We start from the raw sequence: 24,437 nt of genomic DNA on the forward strand, positions 1-24,437 counted from the left end.
CAAACGCGAGCCCTGCATCGGCGGCGCGGAGGATGCCCGGCTCGCGGATCCGCTTTCCCGCAAACAATCGGTGTCATTGCACAAATCCAGCGCGCAATCCGGGCATGCCGATGGATCTTGCATTCGTCTTTCAGGGAGGTTTGTGCGGGTCGTGCCCGGCGCGATTTACCACCGGCGCTGTCGCCGGCTAGGCTTGCGGGTCCGCGCGGTACCTTCGCCACAGGTCGTTATTTCAACGTTGCTGTTGCGCGCACATCGGCGTCTTGATGGGATAACATGCCTATTCCTGACAGTAAAAGATTTAGAACGATGGGAAAAGGAATCAGGATGCGGTCCGCGCTGGACCGACGGGGAAAGGCGTGGACCGTTGAGGCGTTGCAGGCGCTTCATGACGGGCAGCGGGAAATACCGGATCTTGTCTGCGATCATCCGCCATGCGGATGTGCGGTGCGATTCGTGCATCGTTACCAGCAGAACCGCTCTAACCGGATCGAGCCAATCGATGTGCCCGCCTACATCGGCCTGACCAGTGATTCCGAGCATGTCGCTGGATGCCGCTATGACGCGCCGGGACGGTTGACGGCTATCGTCGCGCAATCCGATCCGGATTTTGTGAAGGCACTCGATACCGGCAAACGCGAACTGCGACTGCTCGTGCTTCACAATGGCCTGCGCGGCAAGGGGCTTTCCGGCACGACACCGGTCCGTCCCGGCACGGGTGCCGGGACGCCGGGCCGGAATGCCACCATCGATGTTGTCCAGTCAGAGAAGAAGCTCTCGGGTTACGTGCGAACGACGGCCGATCTCGTCGCCCTTCGCGCGTTATGCGAATCGGATACGTTCATGGCGTCGGAACTGATCCTGCGTTTCGGTACGCGACGCATCGCATGGAAGGACTTCTTTTTCGAGCGTGAGCGGTACGACGAAGCGTGGGAGCTGGTGAGGCAGGGCGGGACGAACGCTTTTCCGATCGCACTGGCGGCGACCGTGCGCTCGCACTACGTTCCGTCACCGGGAGACAAGTTCAAGAATGCTTTTCTGAACTGCGACGCGCTCTACCGGAAAACCGGTGCTTCAGACCGTGTCGAGACGTTCGAAGTCAGCATTGCTCATGAGGACCCGAACTGGCTTTTGAACTTTCCCGTGGGTGCCGCCATCGTCATGTTCGGCATCTGGCGGGCGCAGGATAGGGTGGAGAAGTCGGGCAAGGACCCACGCAATCCGTTCGGGGCCGTCACCTATGTGACGCACAAGTTGATGCTTGAGCCGAAATTCCGGCGCCAGGTTACAGGAGCCGAAGATTGACAGGCAAACGCCATAGCGTTCGTTCATGTCATAGGCAAACCGCGGCATGGAGCAGACCATGGCGGTTTGTCGGTGCGTGGGCGTTATTCCATAGCGTCCGGGAAGGAGCGGCGCAAGCATTGAAACGGTGTCCTCCCTGCAGTGTTGTGCGCGCGAACACGTAGCGAGATTGCAAAAAATTTTTCGGACATAGGGGTCTAATTACAATGATGAGTCGGGGATCAGAATGGCGCAGGTGGGAGCCACATATTCACGCACCCGGTACCGTCATGAACAATCAGTTCAACGGACCGACAGCATGGGAGGACTATCTCGCCGCTCTGGAAAATGCGACGCCCGCTATCGAGGCGATTGCAGTCACTGACTATTATGTTACCGATACGTATGAGGCAGTCTGCCGGCACAAGGTTGCAGGCCGCTTGCCAGGTGTGAAGCTCGTCTTTCCGAATGTCGAACTCCGGCTCGACGTTGCCACTGCCAAGGGAGGCTTCGTCAATCTTCACCTGTTTGTGAGTCCCGACGACGCGAAGCATCTGGAGGAACTTCAGCGGCTGCTGTCCCGTCTTCAGTTCAATGTGATGCAGGATCGCTTCGACTGTACGCGATCGGAGCTGATCCGCCTTGGGAAGAAGGCAGATCCGAATATCACCGATGATCGCGCAGCGCTCGCCTACGGAGCTAACCAGTTCAAGGTGAATTTCCAGCAGTTGCGCGAGGTCTTCAGCGAAAGCGGATGGGCAAAGAAGAACATCCTGATCGCCGTTGCGGGCGGAGCAAACGACGGCACGTCCGGGGTTCGTGAGGCGGCAGATCAGACGATCCGGCGCGAGATTGAAAGTTTTGCTCATGTGATCTTCGCCAGCAGCGCATCACAGCGAGAATTCTGGCTCGGCCAGCGTGGCCTCAGACCCGCAGAAATCCACGCGCTGTATGGGGGCCTTAAACCGTGCCTGCATGGAAGTGACGCGCACAAGCTCGAAGACGTCGCCACCCCATTCGGTGATCGCTTTTCCTGGGTCAAGGGCGGACTGGAGTTTGACTCGCTCCGGCAGGCATGCATCGATCCCGGCGGACGCGCCTATGTCGGCTCGGAGCCTCCGGCCACCGCGACGCCATCGCAGGTCATCGCTCAGATCGAAATACAGGACGCGCCTTGGGTCAACACGCCGGTCATTCCGCTCAATCCAGGACTTGTGGCCATCATCGGCGCGCGCGGGTCCGGGAAGACCGCGCTCGCGGACATGATTGCGGCCGGCTGCGATTCGATTTCCAGCGAAGCGTGGCATGCGAATGAATGGGCGAATCCTTCTTTTCTCGTCCGCGCTCGCGAACTGGTCGGAAACGGGAAGGTGAAGGTCAGTTGGGCGGCGGGTGAGCCAAGTGTCCGCAGACTAGATGGGACCGATGCAGATGGTCCCGCTGTGTACGAGCGGGTGCGCTATCTCTCCCAGCAATTCGTGGAAGAGCTGTGCTCGTCAAGCGGATTGACCGACGGGCTCCTGCGGGAGATTGAGCGGGTCATTTTCAACGCGCACCCCGACGAGTCCCGCGACGGGGCATTGGATTTCGAAGAGCTGCTCGAACAGCGCGCATCACGGCATCGCCTTGCGCGTGAACGTGAGGCCGAGGCCGTATCTCAGCTTTCCGATCTGATCAATAATGAGCTGGAAAAGGAGAAGCTCCTCTCCGGCTTCGAGAGTCAGGCCGCACAGAAGAAGAAGTTGGTCGATGCCTATACGGCAGACCGGGCGAAGCTCGTCTCGGCTGGCAGTGAACGGCGCGCCCAGCGCCACACGGAACTCGGGGCAGCCGCAAACGAGCTGCGATCAAAACTACGTAACCTTTCCAGCCAGCGGCAGACGTTCCTCGCCATGCAAGACGAGGTGAAGGATCTCCGCGTCAATCAGGCCCCTGACGCTTTGCGCCAGGCTCGGGTGCGGCACCTTCACAGTGGTATGTCAGACGAGCAGTGGGCCTCGTTCCTGCTCGATTACAAAGGTCCGGTGGACGACAATCTTGCCGGCTACGTGAAATGGGTCGATGAGGAGATCGCATTAGTCAAGGGAGTCGCCCCGGCACCGGGTGATCCCAACAAGCCCTTCTTCCCGGATGACGGAGATGTCGGCAAACTGTCGCTCGCGATGCTTGAGGCGGAGATGGCACGGCTTGAGAAACTGGTCAGCGCTGACAAGGAGACGCAGCGGAAATATACGGCGTTATCAGGTCGCATCGCGAAAGAGACAGCGGCCTTGCAGACGCTCAACAACAAGATCAAGGACGCACACGGCGCGAAGGATCGTGCGCGTGAACTCCAGAAGGAGCGTGAGGAGGCCTATGGCCGGGCGTTCGACGCCCTGATCGCCGAACAGACGGTGCTGGAAGAGTTATACGCACCGTTAATGGCTCGGCTGGCTGCTGCGTCCGGTACGCTGAAGAAGCTGTCGTTTTCCGTTGCGCGGGTGGCGAATGTGGAGGGGTGGGCGGCAGAGGCGGAGGACACCCTCATCGATCTCCGGATGGCAGGTGCATTTCGTGGGAAGGGCACGTTGCTCCAAAAGGCGAACGAGATACTAAAGGGAGCGTGGGAGGCGGGTGATTCCGCAGCGGTGCGCGGCGCGATGGCCGAGTTCCGCCGTCTGTATCAGAAGGATCTTCTTGAGCATTCACCGGTGGCACAAAGTGAGCAGGCGGAGTTTCGTGCCTGGTCCAGGCGCTTCGCGCAGTGGCTGTTCAGCACGGACCATGTCGAGGTGCGCTACGGAATCGACTATGACGGCGTCGATATCCGCAAGTTGTCTCCTGGCACCCGCGGAATCGTGCTGCTTCTTCTCTATCTGGCGCTTGACGACAGCGATAACCGACCGCTGGTGATTGACCAGCCCGAAGAGAATCTCGACCCAAAATCCGTTTTTGACGAACTCGTTCATCTCTTCGTCGAAGCGAAGGCGTATCGCCAGGTCATCATGGTGACGCACAATGCTAACCTCGTGATCAATACGGATGCAGATCAGATCATCATTGCAGAGTCGGGACCCCATCCGCCAGGAGCGCTTCCGCCCATTACCTACAAATCCGGCGGGCTGGAAAACGCAGAGATCCGGAAAGCGGTGTGCGATATCCTGGAAGGCGGAGAGGGTGCGTTCCAGGAACGGGCCCGCCGCCTGAGAGTGCGCCTTGAACGATGAGATTTGCAGGACGCACTGACACTGGCTACCCACGTCGCCTCAGCGCTGCGAGGAGACGGTCCAGGCTTGCAGGGTCTCTGGCCGGATTTTTTTGGCGAGTGGCGGTCCGGGGCGGGTATGCGTTACGCGTGTCGTACTCCGGGAGCGCGGTTTCCATCAATAAACCTCAAGTCGCCTCGTTTTCGCCCATTGAGTCGTGAGCTTCGTTTGGTTCCGCCGAAGCCTGATCTTTAACGATGGTGAGGAATGGTGGCGCGGGGCGTCAGGGCTCCTGCTCCCGAAAGCGAACGCGGCATTCCCGCCGCAGGATTCAATGTATTCCGATAAATGCATAAACAAATTCTCATGGTGACGGGCAGTCATGATCGAACCTGTGACTACCTGATTCAGCGTTACCCGAACGTCCGATTTTTCCGGTTGAACCTTGACCGCATCTCGACCTATCAGATCGTCATCTGTGAACATGGCTTTGAGATCATCGATGACGATTCAACTATCACGACTTCAACATGCCATTCGATCCTGTACCGCAAACCGATCCCGGAGGATCTTGGCAGGATAGCCCTCATATAGTCAGCCCAGATCTGCATCACGTGGCGATCGGCGGGTTGAATAACACGCCAACGGTTGCAGGCTCCGCTCGGGCGTTCCACTTCCCGCTATCCGAGCAGCGCTCGCAGATTGTCACGAATGAGGCTGGCGATGTCGACAGCAGATAGCCGATGGCACAGCAACGCCGGAGCCTTCGGTTGCAAAAGAGGTTTCTCGCATACCTGTGTGCAGTTTTGTGCGGGTTCACACTCCCGGTCCATTTACGGCGAGCTTCCGTCTTACATGTCGCCTCAGCGTCGAGCAAGCTTGAACATTCTCTTGTCCGATGAGCTGAGAGACCCAATCGAACTGGCGCTCTTGAACCTGCATTCTTGCGAATCGAAGCGCGCGAAACATTGCTTCAGCCAATGCCTGAGTCCCCAATCGTGTTTGCACGGAACGGTAAGCAAGAATATTGACAGTCGTCACAAGGCGTAGTGACGCGAAACGTGCCGCGGCGATTCGTGTCGCTTTTTTCTCGTCGATTGCAGCGGTAAAACCGCTATTGTGAGCAAACGCTAGGGTCGCGGCTTCACCGTCGTCGAGCGAGTCTGAGACCGAACCACCAACCAGTTCACGAAAGCTTTCGGATGCCGGTCCTTCAAGTTTTTCAACGCGTAGAAAGTTATCGCATATCAGCTGCTCCAACTGTACAGCTTCCCGATAACTTTTTGGTTACGCAGATCACCAGGACTTTGCGTTTGGTGGCGCCCAAAGCGGCGATTGGTCTTGTCGCCACGCTTCTCGAGCCTAAGAACCTCAATTCGTTTCGTGGTTCGTGGGCTTCCGTTATGCGGGGTGTTTATGCAGTTCGCATGGACCTTGGGTTCCAAGAGATTCATGCGACCATTGACTGGTATCTCGACCGTATTCCTGAACAAAGTTCGCATCTATTGCAGGTCGAGGGAAGCATACTGCACTATCTGCGCACGCTTTATGGTGGTCCTACGAAGTCCAGAGCGGTCTACGTGCGGAAGGTCTTCGATTCGACTCGGTCCGAAACGGTAAAGCGCGCCTGCATCGAGTGCTGGAGACGCTGGAGCGACCGGCCCGCGATCAACGCAGTTCGCAACAACTGGTCAAGCATGACGCCGGAATGCCAGCGCTCGCTATGGCTAACCCTGGCCGCAGGATGTACCCGACGCCCGGCTCTCCGTCGATATCGGCACCCATGTGTTGCAGCGTCGCGACGTCGCGACGGATGGTACGTAGCGACACGCCCAGTTCCTGCGCAAGCGCTCTGCCCGACACCGTCCTTCGGTGTCGTCGAAGCGCCTGCATCAGATCAAAGAGTCGATGACTTCTGGCCATGCTCACTCCATCGCCACAACGCCTTTGCCGCCGAGCTTGCGGCCTCTTTCCAGCTCGGTAATCAGCTGGATGGCACCGTTCAGGGAAACGGTTTCTCCAACGGGTATCCCGAACCTGTTTTCGCGAGCGGCACTCGCCAGTTTTTCCAGGATCTCGGCTCGCGGCGAACCGATGATGGGCTTGAGCCGTCGCTCGAAAAGCGACCGGACCAGTTTGCCCGGGCTTGGATTGAGATCCAGGAACACGCCGCCCCGGCGCAGCATGGCCAGGCCGCACGATACCGTCATGGTGGCTGCGGTATCGTAAACTACATCGAAGCGTGTCGTGATTGCCGATAAATCCGTCGTCCGGTAATCGTAGACGTGCTGCACACCCATTGATGTTGCGCGCTTCATGTCTCGGGCGCTGCAGCTGCCGGAGACGACGGCACCGAAGAGTCGCGCGATCTGCACGGCTGCTTCACCGACCGCGCCGGCGCAACCATTGATAAAGACGTGCTGGCCCATTCGCAGTTTCGCCTTGTCGATCAGCCCGTTCCATGCTGTGACACCGGGGGTGCCGAGACACGCGGCGGCCTCGAAAGAAATGTTCTCGGACTTGGTCGCTAGAAAGTTTTCTTTCGTCACGACTGCTTCCCCGAGCGCGCCACTTTCCTTGAAGCGGGCGAGGCCGAATACCGAGTCGCCGGCCTTGTACTGCGTGACACCGGGACCGACGCTGATGACCGTCCCCGAAAAATCCATGCCCATCGGGCGGGGAAAAGCGTTGCCCGTAACGATCTTCATCTGTCCATGGCGCAGCTTCCAGTCGATCGGATTGATGGCGGCAAACTTCACCTGCACGGCAACTTCGCCGTTGCCCGGCGCAGGTAACTGGAAATGCTCCACGCGCATGAGCTCTGGGCCGCCATAACGGCTGTATTGAATTCGTTTCATCTGTGTTGTCGCCTCAGCTTCATGCCTTACACAGGTCGGGAACCGCGACCTTCGCAAACAGGTGGGACCGGGCCGCAACGTATGCCGGGGGTGTGTTGAGCCTTTGCTGGAACTCTGGCGTTCTGAAGGCACTGCGCCATGCGGCCACGTCGTGGAAGACGGCATAGTTGAGGTTGGTCGGGTTCTCGCCGATCGCGCGATTCAACTGCGTCGAGACGAAACCGGCCTGGCACTTCATGAACAGCGAATCGGCCGTCCACGCCGCGGGAAACGCGGCCTCGTCTCCCGGCTTCATCGTCAGGAGATTGACCATGATGGAGGCGGTGTCGATATCTGCCTGGCGGGCAACCGGATAAACGGGGTCGACCGGTTCGAAACGATGCATGGTGCAGCTCCTGTTGAGTGATCGAGGGCAGCGCGGTTTGCTGCCCGTCGTTCGCGGAGCCATTCTAAGCAAGGGGTGGTGACAGTTTCTGGCACCATTCGAACACGGATTTTGCATGATATCGTTTCGGTGGTCGCGGTTTGGGCGCGTGAATGTCTGCCGGATCATCTGCTACTGCGGCAGTCCCTCGACGATGGAGGCGTTCGTGTGACCGGAGCGTTGGCGGAACGGGCGGATCCTGGCGTATTTGGGGCGAGTTGTACCAGGCACGGGCCAGGTCGATGCTGTCGAACTCGATGATGATCAATCGATGTTTCGGCGGATTGCCCTCCAGCCGAACCACGTTGCTTGCACGCACGATGTAACGTCCGCTGTAGGCTTTGAATGTTGCATCCACCTGATCGCGGTACGGCTTGATGCCTTCCGGATCGGTGAGCTCGAAGTCAGCGATGTAGTACGCGGGTGTCTTGCCATGCCTGGGTTGCGACTCGGAAGCTGGTGTTTGAGCAAGCGCGGTTAATGCACTGGCGGCTAACGTAGCCGTCGCACCGATCGCGGCAAGCAAGATGTGCTTTCGTTTCATGCAGGGGTTCCGTCGTGAAGCAGGGTCAATCGACCGACTTCGGTTGCCGCGCTTTGGCGCTGAGCTGTACGGGCGTCGTCTCGATCAAAGCGCGCGACTGAATCATCCGCTGGGTCAGCGCGACATATTTCTTGAAGTGCGCAGATTCGATGTGCGCCCGATAGGCTTCGTCGCTCACATAGATCTCGAAGAAACGCAGATGGTTCGGTTTGTCCTTCTCGGCGACCGAATAGATGGCGAGCACGCCGGGTTCGAGCTGGACGGAGTCGTCCATCTCCTCCATGACGATCGCCTTGTAGGCTCCCAGCTGCGCTGGATCGATCACCAGTTCGGCGATGCGAACCACGGTCTTGTCCGGTTCCTGCGCGTGCAGCACGTTGGTCCCGGGGCTGCAGAGCATGGCTGCGGCAAGCAGCCATGGTCCCAACCGAATGCGATGTTCAGGCATATGACGTCTCGCTGGTCTGGTTGATGTAGGGCGATGTTTTTGGATGGCGCGATCAAGCGGGACTGTGCGATTACGCCTCGACGCGTTTCGGCAGTTCAGAGGCGAGTACGTCGATAGCCAGGCGGCAGCGCAGAGGAAGGTACTGCGCTGCCGGCCAGACGGCGTAGCCTTCGACGACGGCCGTCGGCCGATGTTGCCAGATCTCGACCAGTTCGCCACGTCGCATCCGGTCGCGAATCAGCCAGTAGGGAAGCCAGGCCAGCCCCATGCCGTCGACGGCGGCATCGGCGATTGCCTCGAGATCGTCGAAACGCAAGCGCGAAGCCGGTTGAAAATCGACAAGCGCATCGGTCGTGTCAGGAAGCTGCCACAGCAGACCGTGCTCGTTGCGCCAGTAGGGGAGCAAATCGTGTTTCGCCAGATCGGCCAGCGTGTGCAGTTCGCCTCTCGCTGCGAGATAGGTTGGCGATGCACACAATACCTTGCGCTGATTGACCAGCAGCCGGGCGCGCAGCGTGGTGCCGTTACCCGCCACGCCGTTGCGCACCGCGAGATCGAAGCCCTCGGCGATCACATCGACCTGGCGATCGCTGAAGTTCAATTCCAGTTCAAGTTTGGGATGGGCTCGCGCGTACGATCGCAGGATCGGCGCGACGCAGTAGCGACCGAACAACGTGGGCAGTGTGACGCGCAACCTCCCTACCACTTCCCGGCGGCCGTTTTCCAGCATGGTTTCCGCAGCGCGCATCTCTTCGATCGCTCGAAGACAGCGCTCGTAATATTGCTGTCCGTCTTCGGTCAGGCACTGATTCCTGGTTGTGCGCTGAAACAACTGCGCCCCAAGCCGCTCCTCGAGACGCGCGATAGCCTTGCCGACTGCCGAGCGCGTCAGCGAAAGTCGTTCACCCGCTTTCGCAAAGCCGCCTGCGTCGACGACCTCCACAAACAATTGCACGCCATCAAATCGGTCACGCACAGAATTGCTCCGCGATTGTAGAAATTGAGGAAGCACAGGTGGGAATTATTTCCGACGATGCTTCTTCAAATTCTACTTTAAAGTAATTAGCCAGCAACGAGATTTTCAGGCGTGCTTATGAAGCATTGCTTATCCAACTGACTCTCGGCAAGCGAAAACCTTCAAGGCAAGGACAAACATATGTTGATTTCAATCGTGCATGACAGTGGCTACGGCCACACCGCGCGAGTGGCGGAGGCCGTCGCGGAAGGCGTTCGGCAGATCCACGGGGCCGAGGCGAAACTGTTAGCAGTCGCTGACGGCGTCGATTGGGCAACGCTCGAAGAGAGCCACGCGATCATCTTTGGTTCGCCGACCTACAACGGCATGATCAGCGCCCGGCTCAAGCAGTTCTTCGAAGAATCGACAAAGGCTGCATGGACCGCGCTGAAATGGCGCAACAAGATTGCCGCGGGGTTCACCAACTCGGGCGCTCAGCACGGCGACAAGCTGAACTCGCTGGTATCGATGGCGTTATTTGCCGCACAGCACGGGATGATCTGGGTGGGCCTCGATTTGATGCCCGGCAACAACAGCAGCACCGCCAGCCCTGACGATCTGAACCGGCTGGGCAGCTGGCTGGGTGTCATGACCCATGCGAACGTGGATCAGGCACCCGATGTGGCGCCGCCCGCAAGCGATCTGATGACAGCTCAGTACCTCGGCCGCCGCGTCGCGACAATAGCGGGCCGCTTCCAACCCGTCTGAACCGTTTCGCATTACTTAAGGGAGATTCGACGATGAAACTGCTTTGCCTCGATGTCCCCCAGCCGGGTGCCAGCCTCGAGAAATACCAGCCGCACATGCAGGACGAAGCTCGCCATGCGTGGCAGATGTACAAAGGAGGCATCATCCGCGATATCTATTTTCGACAGGACCGTCCTGGTGTCGCGATCATCGCAGAAGCTGAGTCGGTGGAGGCTGCAAAGACGGCGCTCGCCGAGTTCCCGCTGGCCAAGGCCGGGCTGATCGGTTGGGACGTCATCCCGCTTGGCCCCTTCACGAACTGGGAAGCGCTGTTCGCTTCCGGCAATGCCTGAGAATCGAGCGCAGGCGTGTCGCCTCCGGTCGAATCATTGCGTATGACGTGACCGGATCATCCATTCATTTCGGTCGCGCGACGCGCGACGAGGGATCACACTTCATGAGTGCAACGGGCTTTGCAGCTCACTCGGCCAACGATCCGCTCCAGCATTTCGCCTTCGAGCGGCGCACTCCCCGGTCGGACGATGTCGTGATCGACATTCTTTATTGCGGCGTCTGTCATACAGATCTACACCTCGCACGCAACCACGGCGGCTTCACCGCCTATCCGATCGTGCCCGGCCACGAGGTCATCGGACGCGTGCGCCAGGTTGGCGAGAACGTGACGCGCTTCAAGGCGGGCATGATGGTGGGCGTCGGCTGCATGGTCGATTCCTGCCAGCACTGCCAACCTTGTCTGAAGGGATGGGAGCAGGACTGCGCCGAGGGCTCGACATTCACATACAACAGCGTGGATCGGCACGACGGCAGTATCACTTATGGCGGCTACTCGGACGTCATCGTCGTGCGCGACAAGTTTGTGCTGTCTGTCCCCGACGGCCTCGATCCGGCAGGCGCGGCACCACTCCTTTGCGCCGGTATCACGACATGGTCGCCGCTGCTCCATTGGAATGTCGGGGCGGGGACCAAGGTCGCGGTCATCGGGCTCGGCGGGCTGGGTCACATGGCGTTGAAACTGGCCAACGCGCTCGGCGCCGAAGTCACGCTGTTCACACGTTCGGCGGGCAAGGAACACGATGCGGGTCGTCTCGGTGCCGATCACGTCGTGCTGTCGAGCGACCCCGAACAGATGAAGGCCGTTGCCGGCCGCTTCGACGTGATCGTCGACACGGTTCCGTACGATCACGACGTCAATCCCTACATGCCGACGCTCGCATTGGAGGGCGTGCTGGTGCTCATTGGATACATGGGACCGCTCGGCACTCCGGTGAATGCCGGTTCAGTCGTGCGTGGCCGCAGGGCGATATCGGGGTCGTTTATTGGCGGCGTGCGCGAAACCCAGCAAATGCTCGATTTCTGCGGCGAGCACGGAATCGTGTCGGATGTCGAGATCATTCCTGTCGAGAAGATCGACGAAGCCTACGAGCGCATGCTGAGAAGCGATGTCAAATATCGTTTCGTCATCGACATGGCTTCGCTCAAAAACGCAAGACAGCAAGTATGAACGGCACCGGCATCAATCCCATCCTGTGCGTGGTCACCAGCCATCCTATCCGCGGCGATCCGGGCGAGCCCACCGGTTTTGCGATGATGGAGTTGACGCATCCACTGGGCGTGTTCGAAGCAGCCGGCATTCCGGTAAAAATCGCCTCGATTCGTGGTGGCCACCCGCCATTCAACTTCTTCGATCTGTCGGCTCCGGTCAATGATCGCTACTGGCAGGACAAGCGCTTTCACGACGAGCGGGTGCTCGGCGATCTCGATCTATCACGCTATTCGGCGGTTTTCTTTGCCGGCGGCCACGGTACGATGTGGGACTTCGCCGACAGCCCTGCCGTGCAGAAAGTCATTCGCGAGATATGGGAGGCCGGCGGCATCGTGTCTGCGGTCTGTTACGGACCGGCCACGCTGGTGAACGCGACGCTCTCGGACGGCAGTTACCTCTAGCAGGCTGTTGAATTTGGATCCCGTGTAAACGGGGTTTGAGGGACGGGCGTTATGGATATCGTGTTCATGATTTTTGGCAGCGGATGCGATGCGCGGAATGGATGAGATGCAGGAACCCCTGTTCACGACAGTCAAGCTCGAGGACTTCGTCCCGGCGGATCACCCGTTGCGACCGATCCGGTTGCTGGTGAATGATGCGTTGAAACGGCTCAACGGGCTGTTCAGCGTCATCTACGCGGACACCGGCCGTGCCTCGATTGCGCCCGAGAAGCTGATGCGGGCGCTGCTGTTGCAGGTGTTCTACTCGGTGCGCAGCGAGCGCATGCTCATGGAGCAGATGCGCTACAACCTGCTGTTGCGCTGGTTTGTCGGGCTGGCGATTGAGGACACCGTGTGGGACCACTCGGCGTTCTCGAAGAACCGCGACCGGCTGCTGGAGCATGAAGTCGTGGAAGCGTTCTTCACTGAAGTCATGAGCCTGGCGGACAAGCGGGGCCTGCTGTCGAGAGACCATTTCTCGGTGGACGGCACGCTGATTCAGGCGTGGGCCAGTCACAAGAGCTTCCGCCGCAAGGACGGCCCGGACGATGGTCCGCCAGCCGGCGGTGGCCGTAACGCCGACACTGACTGGAAAGGCGAGCGACGTAGCAATGCCACGCACGAGTCGACTACTGATCCGGAGGCGCGATTGTTCAAGAAGAGCCACAAGAGCCCGGCCATCCTGTGCTACCACGGACACATCCTGATGGAGAACCGCTCGGGGCTGGTGGTCGGCGCCGTGGTCAGTCACGCGGATGGTTTTGCCGAGCGGGCGAGCGCGTTGCAATTGCTCGACTGCGTGCCAGGCGCTCATACGAAGACAGTCGGTGCCGACAAGGCGTATGACACCCGCGACTTCGTGAACGATTGCCGGGCTCGCAATGTAACGCCGCATGTCGCGCGCAACGATGATCGCCAAGGTGGTAGCGCGATCGACGGTCGCACTTCGCGGCATGCGGGCTACAGGATCAGCCAGATCATCCGCAAACGTATCGAAGAGCATTTCGGCTGGGGTAAAACGGTCGGTCGGATCCGGCAGACGGTCTATCGTGGCATCCGGCGCGTCGACCAGCACTTCAAACTGACGATGGTTGCGAGCAATCTGACCCGCATGGCCCGAATGCCAGGTGTGGTGCCGCAAGGAGCGACGCGATGAGCCGCCACGGCGCGAAGACTGCGCGCCAGAAGGGCAGCATGCGTGCGCATGCCCCGCGCGGACAGCGCGGCAAACCGGTAATTCAGCGGGAAATTGCACGCGCAAGTCTCCTGAACATAGCTTCGGTCGTCATGACGGGGCGCTTTTCAACAGCCTGCTAGACGCGCTGCAACGGTTTGCGTCACACCACGCGACAAAACAGGAGATGCGGCATGATCACGCGCAAACTTGGCCAAGGGCTTGAAGTGTCGGCCTTGTCTCTCGGGGCGATGGGCTACGGCAAGGCGCGGGAATTGCCCGACCGTACGGAGATGATCGCCCTCATTCGCACGGCCGTCGAGCACGGTATGGACTTCTTCGACACCGCAGAAGTCTATGGCCCGTGGACCAATGAAGAGATGGTGGGTGAGGCGCTCGCACCCATGCGTGACAAGGTCAGGGTAGCGACCAAGTTCGGCTGGGACATCGACCAGGACACAGGCGAACACCGGGGCGGAGTCAACAGCAAGCCGGCTCAGATCCGCCGCTCCATTGAGGGTAGCTTGCGGCGTCTGCGTACTGACCATATCGACTTGTACTATCAGCACCGGGTTGACCCCGAAGTGCCAATGGAAGACGTCGCCGGCACGGTGAAAGATTTGATAACCGAGGGCAAGGTGCTGTGGTTCGGCATGTCCGAGGCGAGTGCACAATCGATTCGCCGCGCGCATGCGGTGCAACCGCTCGCGGCGCTGCAGAGCGAGTATTCATTGTGGACCCGCGAGCCCGAGGCGGAGATCATCCCAACGCTCGAAGAGCTCGGCATCGGGCTGGTGCCGTATAGCCCGCTTGGCAAGGGTTTTCTGACAGGCCGCATCGACGTCAACACAACGTTCGACAGTTCCGATATCCGTGCGCAAACGCCGCGGTTTGCCGATGAGGCCCGCGCCGCTAACCAGAAGCTGGTGGATCTTATCCGCAGAATCGGACAGAAACACGGCGCGACACCGGCCCAGATAGCGCTCTCGTGGCTGCTGGCACAAAAGCCGTGGATCGTGCCGCTGTTCGGCACGCGCAAGCTCGAACGCTTCGAGGAGAACATCGGCGCGCTAAACGTAAGGGTGGATCAGGACGACCTCGACATGATCCGGCAGGCGAACATTGTCGTCCAGGGGGCTCGCTACCCGGAGGCCATGCTGCGCTTTTCCGGGCAATAGGGCGGACGATGTGCGATGCCGGCGTGAGCTCCAGGAATGCAGCAGATCGGCCGTTTTGCATCGGCCGTGCGGTTCCAGCCCGTGGCAGACATTCGATTGCGGTAGAGGAGTGTGGCAATGAGAGTCGTGGGCATCGAAGAACATGTGCTGCCGGCCGATATCAAGGGCGCGTGGCTGACCCTTCCCGGCGCAGTATCTGCAGCGCGCGATTGAAACCGTCAGTACCGAACGCATCCTTTTCTCCATCGACCACCCTTACCAGTACCGGCCGGAAGGTGACGCAAAAGGTTTCGCGAACGGACTCGCCCTCGATAGTGCCGATAGGGCAAAGTTTGCTTATCGGACCTGGGAGCGACTGTGCCGGCAAACAGTGCTGCTTAGGCCGGAATAATTGCGGAGGACTATGGATTTGTTTCGCCATGCCGACTTCGTTACGTCCGTTCGCGGTAGCTCGAGTTCCACAATCCGTCGCTGCTTGTTTAGAGTATCGATGTGCATTTGCTCGCCCTGCTGGACAGGCTTCGATTGCTAATCGGCTCGACGGCACGCAGAAGTTCCTTGCGAATGGCCGAATCGATGCTGGATCCGCCGAACCCTTGCTCGGATAACGACCGTATAGCTTTGCCTTGCCCCCCGCCAGCAGCGGATCGGTCCGCCACGCGGCCTCAGTGCGATCGCTGCCTGTGCACCGAGCACAATACCGTGCATAAGACATTCAGTCTCGACGAATTGAATGGCGCAGACGGACTCGATAACACCAGTGGCAGGAAATCAACTTGCCTGTGCAATGATCCCGCTCCTATAGTGAAAGCCGGCGAGACAAATTCTCGCCTGGAATCCAACCACGATAGAGGGAGGCGAGAATGCGAGTCGAAGGTCGATGTCTGTGTGGAGCGATTGTTTATGAGGCAGAGGTGGAGTCTGGTACAGCTTCCATCTGCCATTGTTCGGACTGCCAACGTCAGTCGGGTTCCGTGTTCAGGATGAACATATCAGCGCCTGCAGACACATTCCGCCTGGTAAAAGGGACGCCGAAGACTTATCTGAGGATATCGGAGCGAGGAAACAGGCGCATCCACGCGTTCTGTGAAACGTGCGGTGGGCCTGTTTATTCGTCGGCAGCAGAAAACGCACAGGCTTATTCGCTGCGAGTGGGCGCGCTCGAACAGAGATATGAATTGCAGAAGCCAACACGGCAGATCTGGACGAAGAGGAAGTTCGCGTGGCTGCCTCCCATCGAAGGCACGGAGGAATTCGATGGGCAGCCGTAGAAGAGGAAATGAAGGTCGAAGAACCGCTGGCCCTCTCTACAGAGACCATGCGGTTCGATTAAAGACCCGTGTTAAGCCGGCATCATCTGCACCGGGTGAATCAAGTCGCATCGCGAGCGGTAGCGGGGTAGAGCAGAGAGAGCTCATGGACGCGCTTTCCATGTCCGAACTGGCCGCGCATCTGCTCGAAGATAGTGCGCGTCCCGTTTGCGATCATCAACGGAACACCGATTCGGCCAGCGAGTGAACACCCTTCCTGAAGATGCTGTACCGCATCGTCGACAGACAAGCTGCTCGGTTGTTCGCCGTTGATCAGTTCGCTAAAGATGTTTCGTGACCCGATACTCCAGCCCGAACTGCTATGCAGGACCTGGCTCATGTCTTTCAGTTGCAGCCCGTAATTCAGGCCAGCAGAGATGCATTCGTAGGAAATCGCGCGGGACTGCGACGCAATGATACTGGCGATGGTTTCCGGCATGCCGGCCCCGCTGGTTATGCGCCGTGCGACTGCGGACTCAGCTGCATCGCCGGCAATGATCGAGCCTGCCATTGACCCAATGATCTTCACCATATCTTCGAGGCGAGCTTGGGGGCCCTGCAGATTCCCGCCAATCTGCAGGAGACCTTGTGCAATACCGGTGATCGGCATTGGAGTGTGGTGCTTCATGCCAAGCGATAGCGCTTGATAGATGTCCTTCAGCATCAGGGACAGCGCAAAATCGGTCGATGCCTTGCCTTGAAGAAGGGCTGGCAACATACGGTCGGTGATCTGACAGCGCGCTTCACCGTCTGAAAGATGGTCCGCCATTGCCTCAAGCGTGAGTCCGGATTTTCGGCCAAATGCCAGCACCTCAAGGACGCCGAGACGGTTGCCCGCGTTCATCGCGTTGTTGACGGTTTTCATGGCTTGGCCGTCACCCACCCGCGATCCACAGCGAAAAATTTTGTCCGTGATCGCCCGAAGCGCCGGGTCTGCGCGATCCAGAACCTCGGCAGGCGCCGACACCATAAGGTTTGCATTTCCCGTCGGAACTATCTGTGGACTTGCCGATACCGCCGCGTCCATCATCAGCACGCCAGACTCAGAGAGCGCGGCCGCGATCTCGCGGGTTTCTTCGGGCACACCGCTAGTCTGATCGACCACGATTTTTCCGGGGCTTAACCCCGCTGCAAGCCCATCCGGGGCGAACACCGCGTTCTTTACATCGGCGCTGCGCGGCAGGCAGAGGAAGACCACGTCAGAGCGCTTCGCGAGCTCAGCCGCAGTGGGCGCCACGTTGGCGCCAAGGGACGCGAGTTCTCCCACCGCAGTGGCGCTGATGTCCCAAACCGTTAATTGATGGTCTTTCAGGAATCGCCGGGCAAGCTGGCCACCCAGCGCGCCGAGCCCTATATATCCGATGTTCATTGTCGCCTCACATGATGGTATCTGGTTCTTGTCGGGATGCTTCCCGCGAAGATGATCCCGTAACGCAGAAGCTCTAGCTTCTTTGAAGGGATCGTAACACGCGAATCATTTATCGGTATTGATTCCGTTAGTCGGAACCATGGTTCACTGGCCAATGTGTAAATCAAAGTTCGTCGCTGCGTGGAAGTCAGTCCATTTTTTCGTGTCCCGAAGGACGTAGTCCTTCACAGATTGGGGCGTGCTGATACCTGGCTCGTACCCGAGCTTGTGCATATAGGTGACCGTCTCGGGCATGCGGGACACAGTGTTGATCGCACTGTTCAGTTTCTGGATAACGTCCGCAGGAAGCCCCTTTGGTCCAACCAGCACGTAGTATGTGTAAGGGTCGACGTTCCCCAGGCCGGCGATCTTCGCTTCCCCTAGCGCGGGGACATTGGGCAGCGAGGCGACGCGTCTGTTACCCGTAACTGCAAGGGCGCGCACCATGCCGCTCTGAATCGACGGGAGCGCTCCCTGAATGGGTGTCATCCCGATCTGTACCGAACCGGAGAGCAGGGCCGTGATGATTTCGGCGTCAGCCTTGAACGGAATGTGCGTCATCCGTATTCCGGCGAGGCTCGACAGATACTCCATCTGTATATGGCTGGCCGAGCCGATGCCGGACGACCCGAAGTTCAGCGAGGTGGGGTGAGCCTTGCAGTATTTCACAAGTTCTGAAATGTCGGCGACGGGGAGGGACGGGCTGGCAACAATCACGCCTGGCGCCTCGCCGACCAGACCGATGAACGAAAAATCTCTAACCGGATCGTACGGAAGGTCCTTCTGCAGGCCGGGGTACTGGGACGCGGCGCTACCGGTGATCAGGAACAGCGTGTACCCGTCGGCCGGCGCGGACTTCAGATTCCGTATCGCAATCATCTGATACGCGCCAGGGCGGTTCTCGATGTAGACGTTTGCCCGCAGGACGTCGCTGAGTTTTGACGCATAGTATCGGGCGATCGTATCAGTGGCGCCTGCCGCATTGAATCCCACGAGTAGCCTCACCGGTCGGACCGGATAGCTTTCTGCGCGTGCGTGTCCCGAGATGAACGCGGCTGCGAAAATCCACATCCACATGCTCACTCCAAGCAAGGGTCCAAAAGCCCTGAATCTCCAAAGCCTGCGCATGTCTCCCTCCTCCGATCACGGTCAATTAAATTTCTCACAGTTTGCCTGTTTGATGCGGTAAAGTATTTAAAATGGTACGAGTTCCGATAGTCGAAACTAGCTTGTGTGTGGCGCGAGAGCGATCCTGATTCGCGCTGGGTTAGGTATTCGCTATGTCGCATCGACGGTTGATTGCGTCGGCTCCCGCTGCGACGACGATGACGCACCGACCCGTCGGGTGGCGCTGAATAAGGCAATGCATATGGAAATCCGGCAGCTTCGCTATTTCGTGCAGGTCGTCCAGAGCGGTAGCATGGGGCGAGCTGCCATTGAGCTCGATCTCGTTACATCTGCGCTAAGCCAGCAAGTCAGTCGTCTGGAAAGCGAGCTTTGCGTGCGACTTCTGAAACGCACCAAGAATGGAGTGCAGCCCACAAACGCGGGTCTCGCTTTCTGGCACAAAGCGCAATTGATCCTGCGCATGACCGACGACGCGGCAAGGGCGGCTCAACTGGGGCGTCTGTCCGGCGAGGCGTCGGTGGGACTCGCGCCAAGCACCTCAGGCGTGGTTGCGCTGCCCTTCCTTCGGGAGATGAGGTCCCGGTATCCAGACGTCGGGGTTCGCATCGTCGAGAGCCTGTCCGGCAACCTGGAATCGTTGCTCTCGTCGCGACAGATCGACGTAGCGATCATCTTCGGCGGATCGCGGGCCAAGCGTGTCCAGACCGTTCCACTGCTTTCCGAGCGGCTTTATGTGATTTCGGCTGACACATTGCCAGTCCCCGCCGACCCATCCGGGTATGACATCGCCGAGTTGGCGCAATTTCCGCTGATCCTCCCCAGCAGTCCTCACGGACTGCGATCGCTAGTGGATGGCGCTTTTTCGCGGGTCGGCTCCGCGATGAACGTGACTGCCGAAATAGACGGACTCGCAACGCTGATGGAGGCCGTCAGCAGTGGCATGGGCGTGACGATTCAACCAGCCGCAGCCCTGGAGCGCTGCAAGGGATCAAAGCTACACACGGTGCCGATCCTTGGGACCACACTCAGCCGGCTCAATCTTGTCGCGTCTCTGGCGGATGAGGAGTTGACACCGTCCGGTCTGGCGGCGCGTCTTGTGTTACGGGAGGTGGCGCTAAAGCAGGTCGATGATGGGCACTGGCTCGGGGTGACCGCGCTGATCTAACCAGCGCGAACGTCCATTGAGGAGTTGGCTTTCCGGTCGGCGTGGGTTGCGTGATGTGCCACGCGAGGCTGGAGTCGAATATTTCGAGAGGTTTTTCCGTGAAAGAGACCATGCGCTCGGTGCAACGCATCCTGGCAGTGTTTGAAAGTTTCAGCGTGGACCGGACGAGTCTGATGCTTCAGGAAATAGCGGACCGCATCGCACTTCCCAAGTCGACGGCGTTCCGTATCGTCCAGAGCCTGGAGAAAGCGGGATATCTGGTGCGCCTTGAAGATCAGCAGTATTGCCTGTCGTTCCAGTTCACCCGTCTGGCGGGACACGTCCGCAGCACTTTGGGGATTCGTGAGATATCTCGGCCGGTCCTCCTTCAGCTTGCCGATCGCACTCGCGAGACGGCATCGTTGCACACGCTTTCCGGTAGCTATCGGATCTGTATCGACGCGGTGGCAACTGTCGCCGCGCCGCTCAGGATGGTCGCCCAACCTGGCGAGCAGGTGCCAATGGTGGCGGGAGCTGGTTCGAAGGTCTTGATGGCGTACATGCCACCGGAGAAGCTGTCTGCGATGGTTGTCGACGTCGCGCGAGTGACAAGAAGGCCGAGGGCCGAAATTGAGAGGGAGCTGGAGAAGATCCGCACTCAGGGGTTTGCTGTGTCTCATGGGGAGCGTCTTCTCGGCATTTCAGCGATTTCTGCGCCGATTCGCGATTCGGAGGACCAGGTCAGATATTGCATTTCGGTTGGCGCTCCCACCGTTCGGATGAAGATCAACGAGGATGAAATCGTACGCAGCATTCTGGTTGCCGCAGCCGATATCTCACGCCAGTTCGGCGCCGCGACGGTGGATCTTCATGAGGCAACACAGTTTCTCGCGAAAAATACAGGAAAGATCACCCATCGCATCAGCGGCTGACTTCGCAAAAATCTTCGTTCACGTTTCATCTATCGAAACCGATGCTGTCCAGTAGAACGCGTGATAACATCGAACGCATTTGTATGCGGGCGGGAAGTTGCCCTCACGGTGGTTCGGCGTAGGTCGACACACGCTACAGGGACTTTGCTATCGGGTATCGCGCGCTCGGAACCGGATTTTTGCTGAAAGGAGACCGGCGATGTCGGAAGAAACGTTAGTTGGATATAAGGTCGTTGATGGCGTAGCGGTGATAACGCTAAGTAATCCCCCGGTGAACGCGCTCGCGCCCGGGATGCGGGAGGGCCTGATCGAATGTCTCGAGCGTGCGAATGCCGACGACTCAGTGAAAGGCGTCGTTCTGACAGGCGGCGGGAGCAATTTCGTGGCGGGGGCCGATATCCGGCAGTTCGGCAAAGAGCGCAAAGTCTCATCGTCGGTCAGCACTGCAGCGCTGGACGCCAGCCAGAAGCCGGTCGTGGCGGTGATCCGCGGCTACGCATTGGGCGCAGGTCTGGAGCATGCGCTCGCATGTCACTACCGGTTCGCCTCTCCGGACGCAAAACTGGGTTTGCCGGAGGTGAAGATCGGCGTAATCCCTGCTGGCGGAGGCACGCAACGGCTTACACGGCTTGTTGGGCCGAAAGCGGCCATCGACATCATCGTTAGTGGCCGCCACGTGTCTGCAAAAGACGCTCTGGAATTGGGTCTGATCGATCGCGTCGTCGCCGACGAACTCGTCCTCGCGCAAGCCCTGGACTTTGTAAAAAGGCTCCCTCAGGGTCTGGGCGTGCGCCGCGTTCGCGACATGCGCGAGCGGATCGAGCATGCGAAAGGCAATCCGCAAGAGTGGACACCTGCGCGAGACGAAGCCGCCAGGAAGGCGCGATCCGTCAAGGCATCACACAGCGCGTTGGCCTGTATCGAAATGGCGATGAACGGATCCTTCGAGGAAGGCATCGCGCTTGAACAGTCGCTTTTCGCAGAACTCGAAAGTTCCGATGAGGCGAAGGCGCTCCGTTATGCATTTTTTGCGGAGCGCGAAGCCGCAAAGATTCCGGGCAAGCCGGACCACTACAAGCCCGAGCCGGTTCGCAGCGCTGCCGTGATTGGAGCAGGAACGATGGGCGGAGGGATTGCCATCTGTTTCGCCGACGCCCGCATTCCAGTGAAAGTGCTGGAAGCAAGTCAGGAGGGCAGCGATCGCGGAATGCAGAAAATCAGGGACACTTATGCGACGAGAGTGAACCGAGGCAGTCTGACACAGGGCGAGATGGACGAGAGCCTCGCGTACATCCAGCCGGTGATGGACTATGAACAGATCGGTGACGCGGATGTGGTGATTGAGGCGGTTTTCGAGCGCATCGACCTCAAGAAGGAAGTCTTCGGAAAAATCGATAGCGTAATGAAGGAGGGTGCGCTCTTGCTGACCAACTCCTCGGCGATCGATATCGATACGATGGCCAACGTAACGCGCCGGCCAGCCGACGTGGCGGGCGCACACTTCTTCGCTCCGGCAAACGTCATGAAGCTGTGCGAGGTGGTGCGAGGCACTAGTAGCTCTGTCGAGACCATCCTGCGTACCGCGCGGCTCGGACGCGACCTCAACAAGGTAAGCGTCGTTGCGGGATCGTGCGACGGTTTTGCCGCAAACCGCAGCCGTGCGCCGCTGGTCACGGAGGCGATGTTGCTGCTCGAAGAAGGTGCTCGACCAGATCAGATCGATCGCGTCATGAAGGCGTTCGGGTATCCAATGGGGCCGTTCGCGGTCAGCGACCTATCAGGTCTCGATGTCAGCTACGACACCCGGAAACGGCGGGCGGCTGTCGACCCCACCTATCGCAAACTTCACGTGCCTGATCGAATGGTTGAACTTGGCCGCAAGGGTCAGAAAAACGGCACCGGCTGGTACCGATACAACCTTGGCGACCGGAAACCGATCGTGGACCCTGAGGTCGACACCATCATTGCGGGCGTGGCACGCGAACTCGGCATCGAACAGCGGGAGTTCTCGGACGACGAGATTCTTCAGCGCCTGCTCTTCGCGTCAGTCAACGAGGTCTGCAAGATTCTCGAGGATGGAAAAGCGTACCGCGCGAGCGACGTCGACGTGATGTGGCTGTACGGCTTCGGATTTCCTCGACACCGGGGCGGCCTGATGTATTGGGCGGATACCGTCGGGGCAGGCAAGGTTGGCCAGCAGGTTCAGGCATGGTACGAGCAGTTCGGCAAACGCTGGAAGCCGGGACGCCTCCTGCTCGAAGCTGCGGCTGCGGGATCTCAGCTGCGCGACCTCCGCGCGCCGGGCGTCTGATATCGCGTGGCCAATGACCTTCGGTTCATGTGACAGGGGATCGAAGGTCTCGTCGCACCAACCTTCAGCGTTGTGATGAATGCCCTATGTCTGCCGGCACCGGCAACACCGGCATCGCTCATATCTGACACTGCCGCTGCAGTCATTTCCCGATAGATGCTCGACGGCCAGGCAATCGGCTGATCCTGCCTCGTTGCGTCGGTGAGGCAGACGCGTGCCTGAAACGCCGTCCGAACCTTCGCCAAACGAAAAGTTAAGACCCCGGAGACAGCTTACGTGTCTCCGGGGTCCGGCGTGAAAGCCCGCAGGGTCAGGCGTTGTTTTCCTCGCGCGGGTACTGGAGGACCAGCGCCTCGAGTCCCTTGTCGCCGGAGCGGATCGTGAACTTTTCTTCGTTTGGCTCGACGACAACCATGGACCAGAGCGGAAGTTCTTCGTCGTTGTGCAGGAGGGTGCCGTTGCCGACGAATACGTAGTAACCGGCAGCGGCCTTTGGATCTGGGCCTTCGACGCTCTGGCCGGCACCGAGTCGAACGATCTGCGCATGCATGCCGTCCGAGTCGTCTCTCAGAAGCGTTTCCCAGACGGGCTCGGCCCGTTCCTTCAGCACCGGCTCGATGGAGAAGCGCACGCGTTCCGAGGTCAGATGACGGCGCTTACTCGGCTTGAGCTGGTCCCGATAACCTTCCTTGTTCAGATACACCGGCTGCGAGTTGCCGGTGTACATCCGCATCGCGACAAACGACAGACCCTGCGGACCTGCGACGATCGGGCCGTAAGCAGTGTGGTGATCCTTGAACTGCACGGTCAGCGGCTCGAGCGGCTGTTGCTTGTTCCCGAGCGTCCCTGAGCCGGCGATGAACATCTGGAACATCGTCACACCGTGAAAATGGGAAACAACCGACTCGTGCGGTTGCAGTTCCGACATGGTGGCCTGCGGTCCTGAGCCTGCAGCGTTCGAACTGCGAGGGCCAAAAAACACCGTTCCCCAATGCTGGTTTCCGGTGCCCGGAGAAACCACGACGTCTCTTCTGGAAAGAGCGTCGGCGCCGCTTCGTGTGTAGATCATTTAAGTCTCCTTGAATCTGCCATCGTCCGCAGATCGCTCTGCGATGCTTGTTGCGTTCGCCGGCATCTGGCAAACCACGATGGCATCGTAGCATGAGTTTTGAGGAACAGCACCGATTCCAATCAGTGAAACCAATGATTTGAATGATGACGCCTTGAATTGTGGCGTGTGCCAGCGTGTGTCGGCACGCAAGTTTCATTCATCGGAACGCATTTCATTTTTGTTGACGACGACTGCCCTAAGGTCTACAGTCGGAACCATTGGATCGCTCGCGAAGTAATGGAGCGGCCGCGGAGAAATCGCTCTGCAGACTTTTCAGGAACAACCAGCTGGA

21 protein-coding genes and 1 pseudogene are annotated in these 24,437 nt (G+C 59.2%); 12 read left to right on the forward strand and 10 right to left on the reverse strand.

The window, feature by feature from the left end; translation table 11 throughout:
• The first annotated feature begins 327 nt into the window (after window positions 1–327).
• Window positions 328–1,305, forward strand: a complete 978-nt coding sequence (locus B0G82_RS13955; RefSeq protein WP_241974547.1) for an ATP synthase subunit J — start codon at window positions 328–330, stop codon at window positions 1,303–1,305.
• A gap of 206 nt (window positions 1,306–1,511) precedes the next feature.
• On the forward strand, window positions 1,512–4,490 hold the full coding sequence (locus B0G82_RS13960; RefSeq protein WP_121307676.1) for a TrlF family AAA-like ATPase: 2,979 nt from the start codon (window positions 1,512–1,514) through the stop codon (window positions 4,488–4,490).
• Window positions 4,491–5,285: 795 nt separating this feature from the next.
• On the opposite strand, the gene B0G82_RS39405 is transcribed toward B0G82_RS13960, so the two are convergent.
• The 7 genes and pseudogenes from B0G82_RS39405 to B0G82_RS13995 all read right to left on the reverse strand — a co-directional run bounded on the left by B0G82_RS39405 (window position 5,286) and on the right by B0G82_RS13995 (window position 9,719).
• Window positions 5,286–5,729, reverse strand: a complete 444-nt coding sequence (locus B0G82_RS39405) for a hypothetical protein (protein WP_147439481.1) — start codon at window positions 5,727–5,729, stop codon at window positions 5,286–5,288.
• A gap of 471 nt (window positions 5,730–6,200) precedes the next feature.
• Window positions 6,201–6,392 (reverse strand): annotated as a pseudogene (locus tag B0G82_RS13970) (HTH domain-containing protein); the annotation flags it as partial.
• 2 nt (window positions 6,393–6,394) lie between these two features.
• Window positions 6,395–7,327 (reverse strand): NAD(P)-dependent alcohol dehydrogenase, encoded by a 933-nt coding sequence (locus B0G82_RS13975; protein ID WP_121307678.1) that lies wholly within the window; start codon window positions 7,325–7,327, stop codon window positions 6,395–6,397.
• A gap of 19 nt (window positions 7,328–7,346) precedes the next feature.
• Window positions 7,347–7,712 carry an antibiotic biosynthesis monooxygenase gene (locus tag B0G82_RS13980; RefSeq protein ID WP_121307679.1) on the reverse strand — a complete coding sequence of 122 codons (366 nt, stop codon included), beginning with the start codon at window positions 7,710–7,712 and terminating at the stop codon, window positions 7,347–7,349.
• Window positions 7,713–7,776: 64 nt separating this feature from the next.
• Window positions 7,777–8,295 (reverse strand): DUF1330 domain-containing protein, encoded by a 519-nt coding sequence (locus tag B0G82_RS13985; RefSeq protein ID WP_121307680.1) that lies wholly within the window; start codon window positions 8,293–8,295, stop codon window positions 7,777–7,779.
• A 25-nt stretch (window positions 8,296–8,320) separates the two neighbouring features.
• Window positions 8,321–8,743: an antibiotic biosynthesis monooxygenase gene (locus B0G82_RS13990; RefSeq protein WP_199730086.1), complete on the reverse strand. Its 423-nt coding sequence runs from the start codon at window positions 8,741–8,743 to the stop codon at window positions 8,321–8,323.
• Window positions 8,744–8,813: 70 nt separating this feature from the next.
• Window positions 8,814–9,719, reverse strand: coding sequence for a LysR family transcriptional regulator (locus tag B0G82_RS13995; protein WP_121307681.1), 906 nt, complete (start codon window positions 9,717–9,719; stop codon window positions 8,814–8,816).
• 180 nt (window positions 9,720–9,899) lie between these two features.
• On the opposite strand from B0G82_RS13995, the gene B0G82_RS14000 reads away from it, so the two are divergent.
• From B0G82_RS14000 to B0G82_RS14030, 7 genes are all read left to right on the forward strand, one after another.
• Complete coding sequence (locus B0G82_RS14000) at window positions 9,900–10,466, forward strand: flavodoxin family protein (RefSeq protein ID WP_121307682.1); 567 nt, start codon at window positions 9,900–9,902, stop codon at window positions 10,464–10,466.
• A 32-nt stretch (window positions 10,467–10,498) separates the two neighbouring features.
• Window positions 10,499–10,798: a superoxide dismutase gene (locus tag B0G82_RS14005; RefSeq protein WP_121307683.1), complete on the forward strand. Its 300-nt coding sequence runs from the start codon at window positions 10,499–10,501 to the stop codon at window positions 10,796–10,798.
• Between the two features lie 104 nt (window positions 10,799–10,902).
• Window positions 10,903–11,967, forward strand: a complete 1,065-nt coding sequence (locus tag B0G82_RS14010; RefSeq protein WP_121307684.1) for an NAD(P)-dependent alcohol dehydrogenase — start codon at window positions 10,903–10,905, stop codon at window positions 11,965–11,967.
• Window positions 11,964–12,410: a type 1 glutamine amidotransferase domain-containing protein gene (locus B0G82_RS14015; protein WP_241974551.1), complete on the forward strand. Its 447-nt coding sequence runs from the start codon at window positions 11,964–11,966 to the stop codon at window positions 12,408–12,410. The genes B0G82_RS14010 and B0G82_RS14015 overlap by 4 nt, the downstream gene beginning before the upstream one ends.
• A gap of 88 nt (window positions 12,411–12,498) precedes the next feature.
• Window positions 12,499–13,605: an IS5 family transposase gene (locus B0G82_RS14020; RefSeq protein WP_199730087.1), complete on the forward strand. Its 1,107-nt coding sequence runs from the start codon at window positions 12,499–12,501 to the stop codon at window positions 13,603–13,605.
• Between the two features lie 212 nt (window positions 13,606–13,817).
• Window positions 13,818–14,801 (forward strand): aldo/keto reductase, encoded by a 984-nt coding sequence (locus B0G82_RS14025; protein ID WP_121307686.1) that lies wholly within the window; start codon window positions 13,818–13,820, stop codon window positions 14,799–14,801.
• Window positions 14,802–15,664: 863 nt separating this feature from the next.
• Entirely contained in the window at window positions 15,665–16,072 is a 408-nt protein-coding gene (locus tag B0G82_RS14030) for a GFA family protein (RefSeq protein WP_121307687.1), read from the forward strand.
• A gap of 100 nt (window positions 16,073–16,172) precedes the next feature.
• Here the strand turns inward: B0G82_RS14030 and B0G82_RS14035 are convergent, their stop codons facing one another.
• Together B0G82_RS14035 and B0G82_RS14040 are read right to left on the reverse strand one after the other, a co-directional pair.
• Window positions 16,173–17,480, reverse strand: a complete 1,308-nt coding sequence (locus tag B0G82_RS14035) for an NAD(P)-dependent oxidoreductase (protein ID WP_121307688.1) — start codon at window positions 17,478–17,480, stop codon at window positions 16,173–16,175.
• 144 nt (window positions 17,481–17,624) lie between these two features.
• A complete protein-coding gene (locus B0G82_RS14040) occupies window positions 17,625–18,596 on the reverse strand; it encodes a tripartite tricarboxylate transporter substrate-binding protein (protein WP_241974555.1) in 972 nt (323 codons plus the stop codon).
• A gap of 292 nt (window positions 18,597–18,888) precedes the next feature.
• Between B0G82_RS14040 and B0G82_RS14045 the strand changes: the two genes are divergently transcribed.
• The 3 genes from B0G82_RS14045 (at window position 18,889) to B0G82_RS14055 (ending at window position 23,034) form a co-directional block, all read left to right on the forward strand.
• A complete protein-coding gene (locus B0G82_RS14045) occupies window positions 18,889–19,812 on the forward strand; it encodes a LysR substrate-binding domain-containing protein (RefSeq protein ID WP_121307690.1) in 924 nt (307 codons plus the stop codon).
• A 98-nt stretch (window positions 19,813–19,910) separates the two neighbouring features.
• Complete coding sequence (locus B0G82_RS14050; RefSeq protein ID WP_241974557.1) at window positions 19,911–20,723, forward strand: IclR family transcriptional regulator; 813 nt, start codon at window positions 19,911–19,913, stop codon at window positions 20,721–20,723.
• Window positions 20,724–20,922: 199 nt separating this feature from the next.
• Window positions 20,923–23,034 (forward strand): 3-hydroxyacyl-CoA dehydrogenase NAD-binding domain-containing protein, encoded by a 2,112-nt coding sequence (locus B0G82_RS14055; protein WP_121307691.1) that lies wholly within the window; start codon window positions 20,923–20,925, stop codon window positions 23,032–23,034.
• Between the two features lie 310 nt (window positions 23,035–23,344).
• Here B0G82_RS14055 and B0G82_RS14060 read toward each other — a convergent pair whose 3' ends face one another.
• Complete coding sequence (locus B0G82_RS14060; RefSeq protein WP_121307692.1) at window positions 23,345–23,962, reverse strand: hypothetical protein; 618 nt, start codon at window positions 23,960–23,962, stop codon at window positions 23,345–23,347.
• Window positions 23,963–24,437: the final 475 nt, after the last annotated feature.

This window comes from Paraburkholderia sp. BL17N1 (assembly GCF_003634175.1).
Taxonomy (GTDB): domain Bacteria; phylum Pseudomonadota; class Gammaproteobacteria; order Burkholderiales; family Burkholderiaceae; genus Paraburkholderia.

Coding starts and splice junctions, on each gene's coding strand:
- B0G82_RS13955 (WP_241974547.1), top strand. CDS start 328: ATGCGGTCCGCGCTGGACCGACGGGGAAAGGCGTGGACCGTTGAGGCG.
- B0G82_RS13960 (WP_121307676.1), top strand. CDS start 1,512: ATGATGAGTCGGGGATCAGAATGGCGCAGGTGGGAGCCACATATTCAC.
- B0G82_RS13975 (WP_121307678.1), bottom strand. CDS start 7,327: ATGAAACGAATTCAATACAGCCGTTATGGCGGCCCAGAGCTCATGCGC.
- B0G82_RS13980 (WP_121307679.1), bottom strand. CDS start 7,712: ATGCATCGTTTCGAACCGGTCGACCCCGTTTATCCGGTTGCCCGCCAG.
- B0G82_RS13985 (WP_121307680.1), bottom strand. CDS start 8,295: ATGAAACGAAAGCACATCTTGCTTGCCGCGATCGGTGCGACGGCTACG.
- B0G82_RS13990 (WP_199730086.1), bottom strand. CDS start 8,743: ATGCCTGAACATCGCATTCGGTTGGGACCATGGCTGCTTGCCGCAGCC.
- B0G82_RS14000 (WP_121307682.1), top strand. CDS start 9,900: ATGTTGATTTCAATCGTGCATGACAGTGGCTACGGCCACACCGCGCGA.
- B0G82_RS14005 (WP_121307683.1), top strand. CDS start 10,499: ATGAAACTGCTTTGCCTCGATGTCCCCCAGCCGGGTGCCAGCCTCGAG.
- B0G82_RS14010 (WP_121307684.1), top strand. CDS start 10,903: ATGAGTGCAACGGGCTTTGCAGCTCACTCGGCCAACGATCCGCTCCAG.
- B0G82_RS14015 (WP_241974551.1), top strand. CDS start 11,964: ATGAACGGCACCGGCATCAATCCCATCCTGTGCGTGGTCACCAGCCAT.
- B0G82_RS14020 (WP_199730087.1), top strand. CDS start 12,499: ATGCGCGGAATGGATGAGATGCAGGAACCCCTGTTCACGACAGTCAAG.
- B0G82_RS14025 (WP_121307686.1), top strand. CDS start 13,818: ATGATCACGCGCAAACTTGGCCAAGGGCTTGAAGTGTCGGCCTTGTCT.
- B0G82_RS14030 (WP_121307687.1), top strand. CDS start 15,665: ATGCGAGTCGAAGGTCGATGTCTGTGTGGAGCGATTGTTTATGAGGCA.
- B0G82_RS14035 (WP_121307688.1), bottom strand. CDS start 17,480: ATGAACATCGGATATATAGGGCTCGGCGCGCTGGGTGGCCAGCTTGCC.
- B0G82_RS14040 (WP_241974555.1), bottom strand. CDS start 18,596: ATGTGGATGTGGATTTTCGCAGCCGCGTTCATCTCGGGACACGCACGC.
- B0G82_RS14045 (WP_121307690.1), top strand. CDS start 18,889: ATGGAAATCCGGCAGCTTCGCTATTTCGTGCAGGTCGTCCAGAGCGGT.
- B0G82_RS14055 (WP_121307691.1), top strand. CDS start 20,923: ATGTCGGAAGAAACGTTAGTTGGATATAAGGTCGTTGATGGCGTAGCG.
- B0G82_RS14060 (WP_121307692.1), bottom strand. CDS start 23,962: ATGTCGGAACTGCAACCGCACGAGTCGGTTGTTTCCCATTTTCACGGT.